At 73.6% G+C, this 15,165-nt stretch carries 11 protein-coding genes; 6 read left to right on the forward strand and 5 right to left on the reverse strand.

Annotated elements, in window-relative coordinates; translation table 11 throughout:
* Positions 1-66 precede the first annotated feature (66 nt).
* Positions 67-837, reverse strand: a complete 771-nt coding sequence (locus QSK03_RS09155; protein ID WP_285650739.1) for an SDR family NAD(P)-dependent oxidoreductase — start codon at positions 835-837, stop codon at positions 67-69.
* Positions 838-1,094: 257 nt separating this feature from the next.
* Here QSK03_RS09155 and mdo point away from each other — a divergent pair, with 257 nt between their 5' ends.
* The 4 genes from mdo to mftM all read left to right on the forward strand — a co-directional run bounded on the left by mdo (position 1,095) and on the right by mftM (position 6,257).
* Positions 1,095-2,387: an NDMA-dependent methanol dehydrogenase gene (gene mdo / locus QSK03_RS09160; RefSeq protein ID WP_285650742.1), complete on the forward strand. Its 1,293-nt coding sequence runs from the start codon at positions 1,095-1,097 to the stop codon at positions 2,385-2,387.
* A 93-nt stretch (positions 2,388-2,480) separates the two neighbouring features.
* A complete protein-coding gene (locus tag QSK03_RS09165) occupies positions 2,481-3,722 on the forward strand; it encodes an AAA family ATPase (protein WP_285650744.1) in 1,242 nt (413 codons plus the stop codon).
* Positions 3,723-3,754: 32 nt separating this feature from the next.
* Positions 3,755-5,299 carry a VWA domain-containing protein gene (locus QSK03_RS09170; RefSeq protein WP_285650747.1) on the forward strand — a complete coding sequence of 515 codons (1,545 nt, stop codon included), beginning with the start codon at positions 3,755-3,757 and terminating at the stop codon, positions 5,297-5,299.
* Positions 5,300-5,318: 19 nt separating this feature from the next.
* Positions 5,319-6,257, forward strand: a complete 939-nt coding sequence (gene mftM / locus QSK03_RS09175; protein ID WP_285650750.1) for a mycofactocin oligosaccharide methyltransferase MftM — start codon at positions 5,319-5,321, stop codon at positions 6,255-6,257.
* Between the two features lie 54 nt (positions 6,258-6,311).
* Here mftM and QSK03_RS09180 read toward each other — a convergent pair whose 3' ends face one another.
* Positions 6,312-7,814: a long-chain-fatty-acid--CoA ligase gene (locus QSK03_RS09180; protein WP_285650752.1), complete on the reverse strand. Its 1,503-nt coding sequence runs from the start codon at positions 7,812-7,814 to the stop codon at positions 6,312-6,314.
* A 135-nt stretch (positions 7,815-7,949) separates the two neighbouring features.
* Positions 7,950-9,074: a nitric oxide synthase oxygenase gene (locus tag QSK03_RS09185; protein WP_285650924.1), complete on the reverse strand. Its 1,125-nt coding sequence runs from the start codon at positions 9,072-9,074 to the stop codon at positions 7,950-7,952.
* 1,021 nt (positions 9,075-10,095) lie between these two features.
* Between QSK03_RS09185 and QSK03_RS09190 the strand changes: the two genes are divergently transcribed.
* Together QSK03_RS09190 and QSK03_RS09195 are read left to right on the forward strand one after the other, a co-directional pair.
* Entirely contained in the window at positions 10,096-11,103 is a 1,008-nt protein-coding gene (locus tag QSK03_RS09190; protein WP_285650755.1) for a hypothetical protein, read from the forward strand.
* 842 nt (positions 11,104-11,945) lie between these two features.
* Positions 11,946-13,049, forward strand: a complete 1,104-nt coding sequence (locus QSK03_RS09195) for an FAD-binding oxidoreductase (protein WP_285650927.1) — start codon at positions 11,946-11,948, stop codon at positions 13,047-13,049.
* A 116-nt stretch (positions 13,050-13,165) separates the two neighbouring features.
* On the opposite strand, the gene QSK03_RS09200 is transcribed toward QSK03_RS09195, so the two are convergent.
* Positions 13,166-13,690 (reverse strand): OsmC family protein, encoded by a 525-nt coding sequence (locus QSK03_RS09200; RefSeq protein ID WP_285650758.1) that lies wholly within the window; start codon positions 13,688-13,690, stop codon positions 13,166-13,168.
* Positions 13,691-13,722: 32 nt separating this feature from the next.
* Positions 13,723-15,105, reverse strand: coding sequence for an MFS transporter (locus tag QSK03_RS09205; protein WP_285650760.1), 1,383 nt, complete (start codon positions 15,103-15,105; stop codon positions 13,723-13,725).
* Between the last annotated feature and the right edge of the window lie 60 nt (positions 15,106-15,165).

Genomic DNA, 15,165 nt, shown 5'->3' on the forward strand with positions numbered 1-15,165 from the left:
CTCTCTGGGCACGCGGGCGTGCACGACGTACTCCTGATCTCGGCAGGTGCCCTCCCGATCGGCGCCTCACCACGGCACCTCGGCACGGTCCTCCCACAGTCGCCCGGTGGGCACCGGGTCGGACGGGGTCGAGGCGCGCGTCGCGAGCCAGATCGCCGTGTCCGCGCCCTGGTCGACCGATCGGGGCGCGTCGGGCCCGCCCATGTCGGTGCGGCAGTGGCCGGGGCAGGTGGCGTCGACGAGGACGCCGCGACGGCCGAGGGCGAGCTCGTGGGCGAGGGTCCGGGTCAGCGCGTTGAGCCCGGCCTTCGCGACGCGGTACGGGGCGAGGCCGCCGGCCGTGCCCGGACCGGTCATGCGCCCCAGGCAGGCGGTCAGGTTGACCACGCGGCCCCACCGCCGCGCCGCCATCCCCGGCACGAGGGCGGAGACCAGCGCGAAGGGGGCGTCGAGGTCGACGGCGCGCACGTCGCGCCACTCCGCGAGGGTCGCGTCGAGGGTCTTCGACCGCCGCGAGCTCATCACCGCCGCGGCGTTGACCAGGATGTCGACCTCGAGGCCCTCCACCCGGGCGGCGATGCCGTCGACGTCGGCGAGGTCGTGCACGAGCGCCCTCCCACCGAACGACCCCACGGCCTCCTCCAACGCCGCGGCGTCCCGCGACATCCCGATCACCGACGCCCCGGCGCCGGCCAGGCCCGCGGCGATCGCGCGCCCGAGCCCCCGGCTCGCGCCGGTCACGAGGGCGGTGCGTCCGGCGAGGGCAGTGCGTCCAGCGAGGGCGGTGTCTGAAGGGAGATCCGTGCGTCCGGCGAGGTCGGCGGGGCCGTCGGTCACCCGCCCGTGGTTCCCGCCGATCGCCCCTTCCATCCGCCCCTTTTATCGCATATCAATGGCAACAACCCACCATGAGCAACGCGGCAGGATGGCCAGCAGGAAACCTGTCCGAAGGTCCAGGACGGGCACCGTCGCCGTGGTCGGGATCACCGCATGCCTCTGTTCCGGTGACCGGCGCCACGCTTAGCGTCGCGCCGGATCCCGAGGGGACCGTCATGAGCGACGGTCCCTCGGTTGGACCCGACGAGAGGACAGCCATGCAGGTTGACGAGCTGCTCAAGCCGTTCCCGATCAAGGAGTTCCACCCCTTCCCGCGGGCGCTCCTCGGGCCCGGCTCGCACGAGATGATCGGGCCGGAGGCGCTGAAGCTCGGCTTCAAGAAGACCCTGATCATGACGTCGGGCCTGCGCGGCACCGACATCGTGCACAAGATCAGCGAGTCCATGAAGTACCACGGGATCGACACCGTCATCTACGACAAGGTCGAGTCGAATCCCAAGGACTACAACTCGATGGACGCCGTGAAGATGTACCAGGAGAACTCCTGTGACAGCTTCGTGTCCATCGGTGGCGGCTCCTCGCACGACGCCTGCAAGGGCGCCCGCGTCTCGGTGGCCCACGACGGCCGCAACGTCAACGAGTTCGAGGGCTTCAACAAGTCCGAGAACCCGAAGAACCCGCCGCACATCGCGGTGTCGACCACGGCCGGCACGGGCTCGGAGACGTCCTGGGCCTACGTCATCACCGACACCACGACGGACCCGAACAACCCGCACAAGTACGTCGCGTTCGACGACGCGTCGGTGACCACGCTGGCCATCGACGACCCGGTGCTCTACTACGACTGCCCGATCGACTTCACCGCCCAGTGCGGCTTCGACGTCCTCGCGCACGCCTCCGAGCCCTACGTCTCGCGCCTGAACTTCGAGCCGAGCCTCGGCAACGCGATCCGCGCCATCGAGCTCACCTCGCAGCACCTGCGCGAGGCCGTGTGGAACGGCCAGGACCTGCCCGGCCGCGAGGGCATGATGTACGCGCAGTACATCGCCGCCCAGGCGTTCAACTCCGGTGGCCTCGGGATCATCCACTCGATCTCGCACGCGGTGTCGGCGTTCTACGACACCCACCACGGCCTGAACAACGCCGTCGCGCTCCCCCGCGTGTGGGCGTTCAACATGCCGGTCGCCTACAAGCGCTTCGCCCGGATCGCCGAGGCCATGGGCGTGGACACCACGCACATGACCGACGTCCAGGCCGCCGAGGCCGCGCTCGCCGCGTCCATCCGTCTGCTGCGCGACGTGGGCATCCCGGAGAAGTTCACCGACGTCACCCAGGACTCGTACTCGAAGAACCGTCTCGGTCAGGGCCCGACGAAGTTCTACGAGAACGAGAAGACCATCACGGGCAACGACGCCGACGTGGACCGCATCACCAACCACGTCCTCGGTGACGCCTGCACGCCGGGCAACCCCAAGGAGTGCACGTTCACGACCGTGCGCCCCGTCGTCGACCACTGCCTCAACGGCGACCTCGACGACCTGCTCAGCTGATCGCCGCGCCGGTGCCCGGCGGGTCCGCCTCTGCGCTGGCCCGCCGGGCACCGGTGTGTTTCCCTCGATCTGCCACTCCAGGAAGGACCCCGCGTGACCAGCACGGACACCTCCGCCCCCTTCGGTTCGGTCGAGGAGGTCATCGATGCGCTCGCGAAGCAGGGGTACATCGCCGACCGGCGCCTGGCCACGACGGTGTTCCTCCTGACGCGCCTCGAGAAGCCGCTGCTGCTCGAGGGGCCCGCCGGCGTCGGCAAGACGGAACTGGCCAAGATGCTGGCCCTCGCCACGGGCCGGCGCTTCCTGCGGCTGCAGTGCTACGAGGGCCAGGACGAGACCAAGGCCCTCTACGAGTGGGACTACGGCAAGCAGCTGCTCTACACCCAGATGCTCCGCGAGAAGATCGCCGAGATCGTGCAGGACGCTCCCGACATCAAGACGTCGGTCGAGCGGATCGCCGCCCAGGACAGCGTCTTCTTCTCCGAGGAGTTCCTCGCCGAGCGGCCCCTGATGGAGGCCATCCGCTCCGACGAGCCCGTCGTGCTGCTGATCGACGAGGTCGACCGCGCCGACGAGGCCCTCGAGGCGGTGCTCCTGGAGACCCTCGGCGAGTACCAGATCTCCGTGCCCGAGGTCGGCACGTTCGCGGCGCGCAACGCGCCCTACGTCATCCTGACCAGCAACAACACGCGTGACCTGGCTGCCGCCCTGAAGCGTCGCTGCCTGCACCTGTTCCTCGACTACCCGAGCGCGGAGCGCGAGCTGGAGATCGTCCGGTCGAAGGACACCGGTCTGCCCGAGGCCGCCGCCCGCGAGCTGGTCGAGGTGGTCCGCGGACTGCGCGAGCTCGAGCTGCGCAAGGCCCCGAGCATCTCCGAGACGATCGACTGGGCCCGCACGCTCGCCGTGCTGGGCGTCGACGAGCTCTCGAGCTCGATCCTCTCCGACACCGTCAGCGTCGTGGTCAAGTACGACAAGGACGTCACCAAGGCCCTCGGCGCGCTGCCGAAGCTGGTCGACCCCAACGCCGAGATCGACGACCACGGTCACGGCCACGGCCACGGTCATGGGCACGGCCACGACGAGGGGCACTCCGGCGGACCGGCCCCGACCACGTCGCGCCGCGTGCCCGACGACGACGAGGAGGACGGCCCCGACGGGCGCTCCGTGCGGGCCGCGAAGGACCAGGAGGGCCGCCACGTCGGGCACTACGCCGCGGGCGTCGAGCAGAAGGAGAAGGCCCGCAACGGCGAGCTGGAGCCGGCGAAGCCCCGCAACGTGAGCTCGAGCCAGGGCAGCCGGTCGTTCGGCCTGGGCAAGAAGCGCGCTCTCTAGGGACCGGCGAGCACCGAGAGGAGGCCCCCGGCATGGAGGCCAGCATCCACCGGTTCGTCCGCCTGTTGCGCATCCGGCAGGTCCGGGTCTCCACCTCGGAGGTCCTCGACGCGATGCGCTGCGCGCGGGAGCCGGGCGTCCTCGCCGATCGCGAGACGCTCCGGGCGGCGCTGCGGGTCGCCCTGGTCAAGGACATCCGCGACGAGGCGACCTTCGACGAGATCTTCGATGCGTACTTCGCGCTGGTGAAGATCGGCGACGAGGACCGCGGGCACGGCCACGGGCACGGGCACGAGGACCTCTCCGACGGCGGCGCGCTCGAGGAGTTCACGCTGTCCGAGGAGCCCGGCGAGACCCCGCAGCAGGGCCACGACCACGGCAAGCCGGTGTCGATCAAGGACTTCTTCGACCCGGAGGACCTCGCCGAGCAGTACAACCTGCACCAGGAGGCCAACAAGATCGATCTCGCGTCGATGACCGACGAGATCGTCTTCTCGAAGGACGGCGCCACCGACCAGATCGGCGCCCAGGACAAGGTGCAGATCGAGACCGACAGCCTGCACGGCGCCGGGCTGCCCGGCGACATCGCGGAGCAGGCCGGCACCAAGGTCGACGCCGACCTCACCGTCGCCCAGCAGGAGGCGCTGCTGGGCTGGCTGCAGGGTGTCGAGGACGGCATCGACGACGAGGGCGACGAGTCCGACGCGATGGCCCTGCGCCGCCGGCTGGCCGGGATGCTCGAGAACCTCCCCGAGGCGATCAAGCGCCACCTCGAGAAGCTCATGGAGATCGAGCAGCGCATCGTCGAGGGCGGTGACGGCGACGAGGAGGCCCACAAGGCCGAGGTCGACCGGGCCGAGGAGCACGAGCGCCAGCAGCTCGAGGACTCGCTGCGGCGGCTGGCCAAGACGCTGCACGGCGCCCTGACCCACAAGCGGCGCGAGTCCCCGCGCGGGCGCATCGACCCGGGCCGCACGATGCGCCGCAACATGCGCTTCGACGGCGTCCCGTTCCGCCCGGTCACCGTCGCGCGCGCCGAGGACAAGCCGCGCCTGGTGATCCTCGCCGACGTCTCGCTGTCGGTGCGGGCGACCGCCCGGTTCACGCTGCACCTCGTGCACGGCCTGCAGGACATGTTCGGCCAGGTGCGCTCGTTCGCGTTCGTCGCCGACCTCCTCGAGGTCACCGACCTGTTCTCCGACCACACCGTGGAGGACGCCCTCGGGCTGATCTTCGGCGGCGACATGATCGACGTCGACGCCAACTCCGACTACGGCACGGCGTTCGGCACGTTCCTCGAGGACCACGGGTCGGCGGTCAACCGGCGCTCGACGGTGATCGTGCTCGGCGACGGCCGGGGCAACGGCAACGACGCCAACATGGAGGCGTTCGCCGAGATCACCCGGCGGGCGCGCGAGACCATCTGGCTGACGCCCGAGCCCCGCTACTCGTGGGGCCTGGGCTCCTGCGACCTGCCGCAGTACGCCGAGTTCGTCGATCGCATCCGGGTCGTCCGCGACCTCACGGGTCTCTCGGAGGTCAGCCACGACATGGCGGCGGAGATGATCGGGCGATGAGGGTGGGCCGGAGCCGACCGTGACCGGGCTGGCCGACACACCCGTGCCCGCCGGGGCCGTCCGGATCGACCCCCTGGCCCCGTCCCACCCCGGCCGGTGGGAGGACGACCACGTCGTCGTCTGCCACGTCGACCGCGCGCCGGTGCCGGTCCGGCTGGTCGCCGCCCGGCCGCCGGAGCGGGTCACCGACCACTTCGAGGTGCACCGGCCCGGCGAGCGCCTGCTCGTGCTGCACCGGCTGCGCCCCGACGAGCTCGACGACGACATCGCCGGGCTCATCGCCCGCGAGCTCACCGGTGTCGTGACCTCGGCCGGCGACTTCGAGCGGGTGTTCACCGGCGTCGTGCGCTCGACCGTCAGCGACCCGCTGACCGCGTGGTCGACGTTCTACGCCAACAGCCTCGCCGTGCTGCGCTCACCGCCGCACGACGTGGACCCGGACGTGGCTCCGGAGTCGTCGCTGGCCGCGTTCGCGCCGGTGCACGAGCGGGCGCTCGTCGAGATCCGCGGACGCACCGTGCTCGACGTCGGCTCGTGCTTCGGCTTCCTGCCGCTGCGGCTGGCGCAGGAGGGCTTCGACGTCGTCGCGACCGACCACACGCCCGGCACGATGGGCCTGCTCGGTGCCGTGGCCCGCCGGCGCGGGCAGGCGGTGCGCACCGTCGTCGCGGACGCCCGGACGCTGCCCGCCCGGACCGGCGCGGTCGACACGGTGACCGCCGTGCACCTCCTCGAGCACCTGCCCCCGGACGACACGGTCCGGGTGCTCGACGAGATGCTGCGCGTCGCCCGGCGCCGCGTCGTGGTCGCCGTGCCCTACGAGGACGTCCCGGAACCCGTGTACGGGCACCTGAGGACCTTCGACCACGGCGTCCTGCACGCCCTCGGCGAGCGCACCGGCCACGCCTTCCGCGTCAGCGACGACCACGGGGGCTGGCTGGTGGTCGACGCGGCCTGACGGCGATGTGAGCAGTAGGCCTCGCTATCGCCGTCCATACCGCTCACGTGCGCGTCAGCGCACCTCGTCCGGCGGCACGATCTCGCGACGGAGGATCTTGCCCGTCGGCCCCTTCGGCAGCTCGTCCAGCAGCCACACGTGGCGCGGGTACTTGTAGGCCGCGACGCGCTCCTTGGCGAACGCCCGGAGCTCCTCGACGTCGACCTCGGCGCCGGGCCGCAGGGCGACCGCCGCGCCGACCTCCTCGCCGAGGTCGCGGTTCTCGATGCCGACCACGGCCACCTCGGCGACCGCCGCGTGCTCGTAGAGCGCCTCCTCGATCTCGCGCGGGTAGACGTTGTAACCCCCGCGGATGATCATCTCCTTCTTGCGGTCGACGATGAAGTAGTAGCCGTCCTCGTCGCGGCGACCGACGTCGCCGGTGCGGAACCAGCCGTCCGGGACGGACTCGGCGGTCGCGTCGGGGCGACCCCAGTAGCCCTTCATGAGGCCATCGCCGCGGATGGCGATCTCCCCGGCGTCGTCGCCGGTCACGTCGTTGCCCTCGTCGTCGACCAGGCGCAGCTCCATGCCCTCCACCGGGGTGCCGACCGAACCCGGCCTGCGCTCCGCGTGGGGGTGGTTGAACGAGGCCACGGGCGAGGTCTCGGAGAGGCCGTAGCCCTCGAGGACGACGCACCCGAACGTCTCCTCGAACTCGCGGAGCACCTCGACCGGCAGGGCCGAGCCCCCCGAGATGCAGCAGCGCAGGGACGACACGTCGTACTGCTCGCGGTCCTCGACGTGCAGCAGGCCCGAGTACATGGTGGGCACGCCCTCGAAGACGGTGACCCCGTCGCGCCCGATCATCGTCAGGGCCTTCGCCCCGTCGAAGCGCGGCAGGAGCGTCAGGCACGCCCCGGTCAGCACCGCGGAGTTGAGCCCGCACGTCAGGCCGAACACGTGGAACAGCGGCAGGCAGCCCATCACCACATCGTCGGTGCTGATCTCGATCAGCGTCCGCGCCGAGACCCGGGCGTTCGTCGCCAGGTTCGCGTGGGTCAGCTCGGCGCCCTTGGGGGAGCCGGTGGTGCCGGAGGTGTAGAGGATGACGGCGGTGTCGTCGTCGCTGCGGTCGACGGGCCCGTCGAGCGGGGACGCCCCCTCGAGCACGCCGTCGTCGGGGCCCGCGGCGCCGACGGCGACCACCTCGACGTCCCGGCCCTGCGCCGCCTCGCGCGACGCGTCCGCGGCGTCGTCCCAGGCGAACACCACGGAGATGCCCGCGTCGTCGAGGTAGTACTCGATCTCCCGGCCCTTGAGCAGCGGGTTCATCGGGACGACCACGCACCCGGCCATCAGGGCGCCGTAGAAGACGACCGGGAACGCCGGGACGTTCGGGAAGACCAGCCCCACGCGGGCACCGGGCTCCAGGCCGCGGGACCGCAGGAACCCCGCGGCCCGGCCCGCGGCGTCGAGGAAGTCGCGGTAGGTCACCGTTTGGTCGTCGAGGCGGAGGGCCGGCCGGTCACCGTGCTCCTCGGCGGTCTCGACCAGCGCTGTCGCCAGATTCGTCATCGTCGACTCCCGGTGTCAGGGGGTGCGCTCGTCCATCCCGGCGCGTGGCCGGTCCGGTGCCCCGTTCGGCGCACCGTCAACCCCCGGTCACCGTGTGGCATGCCGCCACACGGCCCGACGTGGCGCGCGGCCCGGTCAGACCGGGCAGCCGCGCCCCCGGGCCTTGGCGAGGTCGTCGAGCCGGAACATCGGCCCGGTGTCGGTGGGCTCGTCGTAGTAGCGGTGGAACACCGGGGTGAGGCCGCCGGAGATCGGCGGGACGATCCAGCTCCAGTCGACCGGGCACGTCCGCCCCGCCGCCTCCTCCTTCTCGACGAAGCGCAGGAAGCGCTGGGACTCGCCGTGGTGGTCGGCGAGCGAGACGCCGGCCTCGTCGAAGGAGTGCTGCACGGCCGCGGTGAGCTCGATCGCCGCGCGGTCGCGCCACAGGGTGCGGTCGCTCGACGTGTCGAGCCCCATGGCCTCGGCGACGTCGCCCAGCAGGTCGTAGCGGTCGGCGTCGGCGAGGTTGCGCGCGGCGATCTCGGTGGCCATGTACCAGCCGTTGAACGGCGCGGCCGGGTACGAGATGCCGCCGATGTCCAGGCGCATGTTGCTGATCACCGGCAGGGCGTGCCAGCGCAGGCCCAGGTCGGCGAACCAGGCGTGCTCGGGATGGGTCAGCTCCACCTCGAGCACCGCGTCGCGCGGCACCTCGAACACCTGCGGACCGTCCGCGGCGTGCTCGCCGCCGCCGCTGACGACCAGCGGCAGGACGTCGAACTGACCCATCGGGCTCGGCGGCATCCAACCCAGCGAGCGCGCCGTGTCGGTGAACCCGACGTAGCGCGGGTCGCCCAGCGCCCGGCCACCGGCGCGGTAGCCCGCGTAGCGCACCAGCTGCTCGTTCCAGACCCGCGGGCCCGGGCCGGACGGCCCGTCGGGGGCGAAGATCGTGATGGTCGAGCGGATGCGACCGCGGCGCGTGGCCTCCCGCAGGTGCCCGACGCACTCGGCGGCCACCTCGTCCGGTGTCGTGACGTGCCGCCGGTCGCGCAGGTGCAGGCTGCGCCAGTAGAGGCGCCCGATGCAGCGCGCCGAGCTGCGCCACGCCACCCGCGCCCCGAACGCGAGCTCGTCGGCGGTGTGGACGTAGGTGCCGGTGCGGGCGATCTCGTCGAGCACCGCGGCGACGCGGGGCTCGACCGGGCCGGCCGCGGGGTTCTCGTCGTTAAAGAGCCGCAGGAACTCCTCGGCCTCCCGGAGGTCGACCGCCGCCACGGCGGCCGCCGTGGCGGGAGGGGCCGGCGGGGCGGCAGCGTCCGTCCCGTCCGGAGGGACCTCGACCGTCGTGTGGCCCTCAGGTCGCGCGAAGGGGCGGGTCTCCGAGCCCCACGTGCCGTGGGCGTCGGCCTCACCGGTGGACGGCGCGGGGATCGCGGGGTCGGCGGTCGTCGTGCCGGCAGCCGGCGTCGCGGACGTCGCCGGAGCCGACGCCGCCGGAGCCGACGCCGCGGACACTGCCGGAGCCGACGCGGGCATGGACACCGACGCCGGCGCCGCCGACGCCGATACCGACGCGGCCGGGCCGTGCGCACCGCCGGGGCGCGAGATGCCGTGCGGCGGCGTCCCCGGGCCCGCGGGCGTCACCTCGGAGGCCTCGCCGTCACCGGTCGGGTGGGGACGGGGTCGGCGGTCCCGGGGCTGCGGGGTCGGAACCGCGGATGCCGTCGGGCTCGCCGGGATCGCGGTGTCGTCCTCGGTGCCGACGACATCGAACGCCACGCCGCGCGTCATGCCACCTCCGTGTGTCGTGCCGTCCCCGCGCGGCCGCCGGTCCACTCTGCCGGTCCGGTATCCGGTCCGGATCTCGCCGATCGGATCAATCCCCGGCGTGGTCATCCGAACCTTGATGGTCCGTTCGGTGCAGCCGCACCCGTCCGATCACGCGCTCGCGACCCCGTCTGCGCTGGTGAGCGGGGTGCGGGAAGGTCGACAACGAAGCGCCGAGCACGATGACCACGAACGAGTACGCGAGGAGGACGAGGGTCACGCGGTGTCGCGCTCCCGGCTCCGCACGCCCGTCGGCGCCTCGTGACGGCTCCACAGTGCGGCCACTCTAGAGGGTGGTCCGACCACCACCCGCACACACCGGGGCTTCCGGTGACCGCTCCCGGCACCGGGTCGTCCGCCGCCGGTCGACCAGGTCTGGCACGCTGTCCGATCAACAACGTGTGATGGCCTCGTACACAGCGCGTCACGTCGTCGGGGACGGCGCGCCCGCGGGGCCGGGAGGTGCACCGTGACGCGAGCCCCGGGGCCCGCGGGCGACGAACCGGACGGCGCAGGGGCGGCGCACGCCACCCCGCCGCCGGGGAGCGCGTCCGCCGCCGGCCGCGGGACGAGCTGGTGGGACGCACCGACCACGGTCCTGCCCGCCGTCCCCGCGGCGCCACCGCCGATGTCCGGTTCGGCTGCCGCCGCGGCATTGGACGCGGCCGATGCTGCGGGCTCCCCGAGCGGCACCATCGGCGGGTCGACGGGCGCGGTGCCGGAGGTCCCGGCGATCGCCGACATCGCGGCGCCCGGCCGCCCGGGGGTCGACGCGGTCGTCGCGCCCGAGGAGCCGGCGTCCCGGCGCCGTCCGCGCCCGTCGCGCCACATGCGCGCCCGTGCGGACGAGATGGCCCACCTGCTCGCCCGGGCGGCACCCGGGGGGCGGGCCCGCCGCGGGGTGTCGTCGTCGCTGCCGGCCGCCGCCGCGGTCCTCGCCGCCGTCGCGGTCGGGGGCGTGGGCATCGCGATGGGACTCGACGCCCACCAGGCCGGTCAGCAGCTCGCGCTCCCCGGCGCGCCGAACGTGCCGGCCGAGCAGACGCCGGTCCCCGAGACGCCGGAGAGCACCGTGCCGACCGTCGACACCGGTGTCGTCGACGCCCTGCAGCCCGCGCAGCCCGCCCGGGCCGCGACCCGGGCGCCGGGCGCCGGGCCCTCGTCGGCCGCGGCCACCCGGGCGCCGTCCCCCGCGGGACCGCCGCGGGCGACCACCCCGACCTCCCGCCCGCGAGCGACGAGCACGCCGCGGCCGACGACGAGCAGGCCCCCGTCGTCGTCGCCCACCCCGCGCTCGACCGCCCCGCGCCCGACCCCGCGCGCGGACGACGACGGCACGACCACCGGTGCCAGCGGCCCGTCCGGGGCGGGGATCCCGGAGCGCGACGCCGCGGTCGCGAACCCCGGCGTCGACGGTCTCGGCGCCTCGTCGACGCCGTCGTCCCCGTCCGACGGCGGGGACATCACCGCGAACTGACGGCCGCCCGGCGACGCTCGCCACCGCCGTCGCGCCCGCAGATACGGGGAACGGTCGCCGCGCGACGACGGATGACGACGCCGTTCGGCCGTGTCACCCGATCCGGGCGTGAGGAAGTCCCGCTCACCGGGCGTCGCCGTACGCTGACCGCACGAACACACGACAGTGCGGCGCGAGGAACGACACGGAGTAGCGTTTCCCGAGCGGGGACAACCGCTAGGGTGGCGCGGCGCCGGGGAGCCCAGCCATCCGGGACGAGGAGTCGACCAGACGTGACCGCAGCGAGGGACGATCGATCCCTGGCCGGGGGACCGCTCGGCCGCGCCACCGGTGCGCATGATCGTGAGTCCGAGGGCCGGACCGGCAGGCCGTGGTACGGCTCGCGCCGCGAGCCCGACGGCTACGAGACCTCGTCCGCTCCCGCAGGGGGCGGCCGTCCCGGCGGCCCCGGTGAGCACGACAGCTCGGTCTTCGACATCGCCGACGACCGTCGCGACGGACGACTCGACACCGCTGTGTCGTCCGTGCCCGGACCCGGCCTCCCGGGTTCCCACCGTTCCGAGGGGAGCTCGATGACCTACCCGCCCGGGCCGCACGGTCCCCCCGCCGGCCTGCGCACCCCCTACCCCGGGTCCGCCCCCGCGGCCGCGCCGCCGCCGCCGTTCACCGGCCGGCACACGGGCCCGCCCTCCGGCCCGACGTCGGTCGGCCCGATCCCGACGGCGCCCCCGCCGCCGATGCCCTCGCCGCCGGCGACGCCGTCCGTGCCCTCGGCGCCCCCCGGGTCCGACGGCGTCGGCCTGCCCACGCCGCGCGAGGCCGCGTCGAACGACGTCAACGACATGGTCTCGATCATCCGGTCGAGCTTCGACGCCGTCGCGCACCGGTCCGACGAGCTGACGCAGCTGTTCTACGGGCTGCTGTTCCGCATCGCGCCCGAGACCCGCGAGCTGTTCCCGGTCACCATGGAGCTGCAGCGCACCCGGCTGCTGCGGGCGCTCGTGCACGTCGTGCAGATGGTCGACCGCCCCGACGACCTCTCGGTCTTCCTGCGCCAGCTCGGGCGCGACCACCGCAAGTTCGGGGTCGTCGGCGAGCACTACGACAAGGTCGGCGAGGCGCTCCTCGGCGCGCTGCGCGAGACCGCCGGGCCGTTGTGGACGCGCGAGGTCGAGGACGCGTGGACCGGCGCCTACGGCATCGTCTCGCAGCTGATGCGCGAGGCCGCCGAGGCCGAACGCGGCCCCGCGGTGTGGATGGCCCGGGTCATGGAGCACCGCCGTGTCTCCCAGGACCTCGCGGTGGTCCGGGTCCAGACCAGCCAGCCGGTGCCCTACCTGGCCGGCCAGTACGTCAGCGTCGAGACCCCGCAGCGCCCGCGCATGTGGCGCTCGATGTCCCCGGCGAACGCCCCCGGGCCGGACTGCGTGCTCGAGTTCCACGTCCGCACGGTGCCGGGCGGCTGGGTCAGCCGGGCGATCGTCTCCCACGCCCGCGTCGGCGACGTCTGGCGCATCGGCCCGCCCATGGGCCAGATGACGCTCGACCCGCGCTCGCAGTCCGACCTGCTCATGGTCGCCGGCGGCACCGGCCTCGCGCCGGCCCGCGCGATCATCGAGCAGCTGGTCACCGAGGGCACCGACCGCAAGGTCGCCCTGTTCGTCGGCGGACGCAGCTGGGCCGACCTCTACGACATCGACGCCCTGCGCCGCTCCGCGCAGGAGAACCCGTGGCTCACGGTCGTGCCGGTGGTCGAGGACGACGGTCGCCAGTACGGGGCGGAGACCGGCACGCTCGGCGAGGTCGTGGCGCGCTACGGCGCGTGGGCCGACCGGGAGATCACGGTCAGCGGCTCGCCGCCCATGGTGCGCGCGACCGTCGGCGCGCTCCTCGACGTCGGCACGCCGTTCCTCAACATCCACTACGACCCGTACCACACGGACTGAGCGAGGTCCCGGTGTTGCAGCGAACGCGCTGTTCGCTGCTTCTAGACGTCCGAACTCCCCGTTGATCACACACGAAGGCGCCGCCCGCCGGGCGGCGCCTTCGTCGTGTCGGTGCCTCAGGCGCTCGCGGCCTGGCGCGGGGTCATCTCGACGGAGAGCTCCGGCGGCTTCGCGAGGGTCTGGAAGACGACGCAGTACCGCTCGGTGAGCTTGTGCAGCGTCGCGAGGGTGTCCGCGTCCGCGTCGGTGTCGATGTCGAAGCGCAGCCGCACCTCGCGGAACCCGACCGGCGCGTCCTTGGCGACACCGAGGGTGCCGCGGAAGTCGAGATCGCCCTCGGCGTGCACGTTCCCGCCACGGATCTCGACGCCCATCGACGTCGACACCGCCCGCAGGGTGACGCCGGCGCACGCGACCAGCGCCTCGAGCAGCATGTCGCCCGAGCAGAGCTGGGTGCCGTCGCCGCCGGTGGCGGGGTGCAGGCCGGCCTCGACGAGGGCCTGGGACGTCTGCACGCGGCAGGCGATGCCCGAGCCGTCGACGTCGCCGTCGGCCTTGAGCGTGACGACCGCCGACTCGGGGTCCTCCTTGTACTGCGACTTGAGCGGGCCCTGGGTCTCGGCGAGCTTCGTCTTGTCCATACCCGTGATCCTCCCCCGGACGTGGCTCTGCGTCACCCGGTCGTCACGGGAGTCCGCACCCGCCGGGGTCGGCAGGCCGCCACGGCGACGGCACCGACCAGCGAGAACGCCACGGCGATCGGCACCGCGTCGTTCCAGCCGGCCACGAGGGCGGCCGGGCCGGTGCCCAGTGACGGGCGGGTCGCGACGACGGCGACGACCGTGACGCCGATCGCGGAGCCGACGTAGCGGGCGGTGTTGTTGGCCCCGCCGCCCATCGCGCCGCGTCCCGGCGGGACGCTCGCGACCGCCTCGCGTCCGAGGGCGGCGTTGACGACGCCGGTGGCCGCGCCCGCCAGGGCGAGACCCGGGGCGAGGGTCGCCGGGGAGTCGCCCGGCTCGAGACCCAGGAGCAGGAGCTGGCCGGCGGCGATGACGAGCAGGCCGCCGGCGAGCAGGAGGCGTCCCGACCACGCCGCCGGGAGGCGGCGCGCCAGCAGGGCCGTGACGACACTGGTCCCCGACCACGCGAAGAGCAGGGTCGCGCCGACGAGCGCGGTGCTGCCCAGACCCCGTTCGACGACGGTCGAGAGGAACGACGAGGAGGCGATGATCCCGAGTCCGGTCGCGAGCGCGCCGACCGTCGCCGCGACGAACGCGGGCGTCGCGAAGAGCGCCATGTCGAGCATCGGGGCCGCGCGGCGCCGCTCGACGACGACGAAGACGACGAGCAGCACGACGCCGGCCGCGAGCAGGGCGAGCACCCCGGGCCGGCCGAACCCGGAGCGGCCCTCGGTCAGCCCGGCCAGGAGCGCCGCGAGCCCCGCCGCCAGGACGATCACGCCGGGCAGGTCGAGGGGACGCGGCTCCGCGGCCCGCGACTCCGCCACGAGCCGCTGGGTGGCGAGCGCGAGGACGACCGAGGCGACGGCGGCGACCCAGTAGGCGCCGGTCCACCCGACCACGCGGTCCAGGCCCGAGGCGAGGAACGGGCCGACCGCGATCCCCGCGGCGAGGCTCGCGCCCCAGATGCCGCTGGCCGTGCGCGCCTCGTGCGTGCCGGCCGGGAAGGCGTGGCCGAGCAGCCCCTGGCTGCAGGCGACCAGGGCCGCGGCGCCGATCCCCTGCAGGATGCGGGCCACGACGAGGACGAGCGCGTTCGACGCCAGCGCGCCGAGCACCGACGACGCCGCCAGCACGACGGCGCCGAGCACGAGGACCCGGCGCCGCCCGAGGTCGTCGCCCAGCGCGCCCACCGAGAGCAGCGCGACGCCGAGCCCGATGCTCATCGAGCTGAGGATCCAGGCCTGCGCCTCCGGACCCGCGCCGAGCGCGCCGGCGGTCGACGGCAGCGTCGCCAGCGGCGTGGTGAAGACGACGAGCGCGAGGAACGTCGCGGCCGCGGCGACGGTGAGGGTGGCGCGGGGCGAGGTCACGGGGAAGGACGCTAGCAGCCTCGGTTCGGTCATTGAACCTGATGCGGTGTGACGCGCTAC

This window comes from Actinomycetospora sp. NBRC 106375 (genome assembly GCF_030269665.1).
Lineage (GTDB): Bacteria > Actinomycetota > Actinomycetes > Mycobacteriales > Pseudonocardiaceae > Actinomycetospora.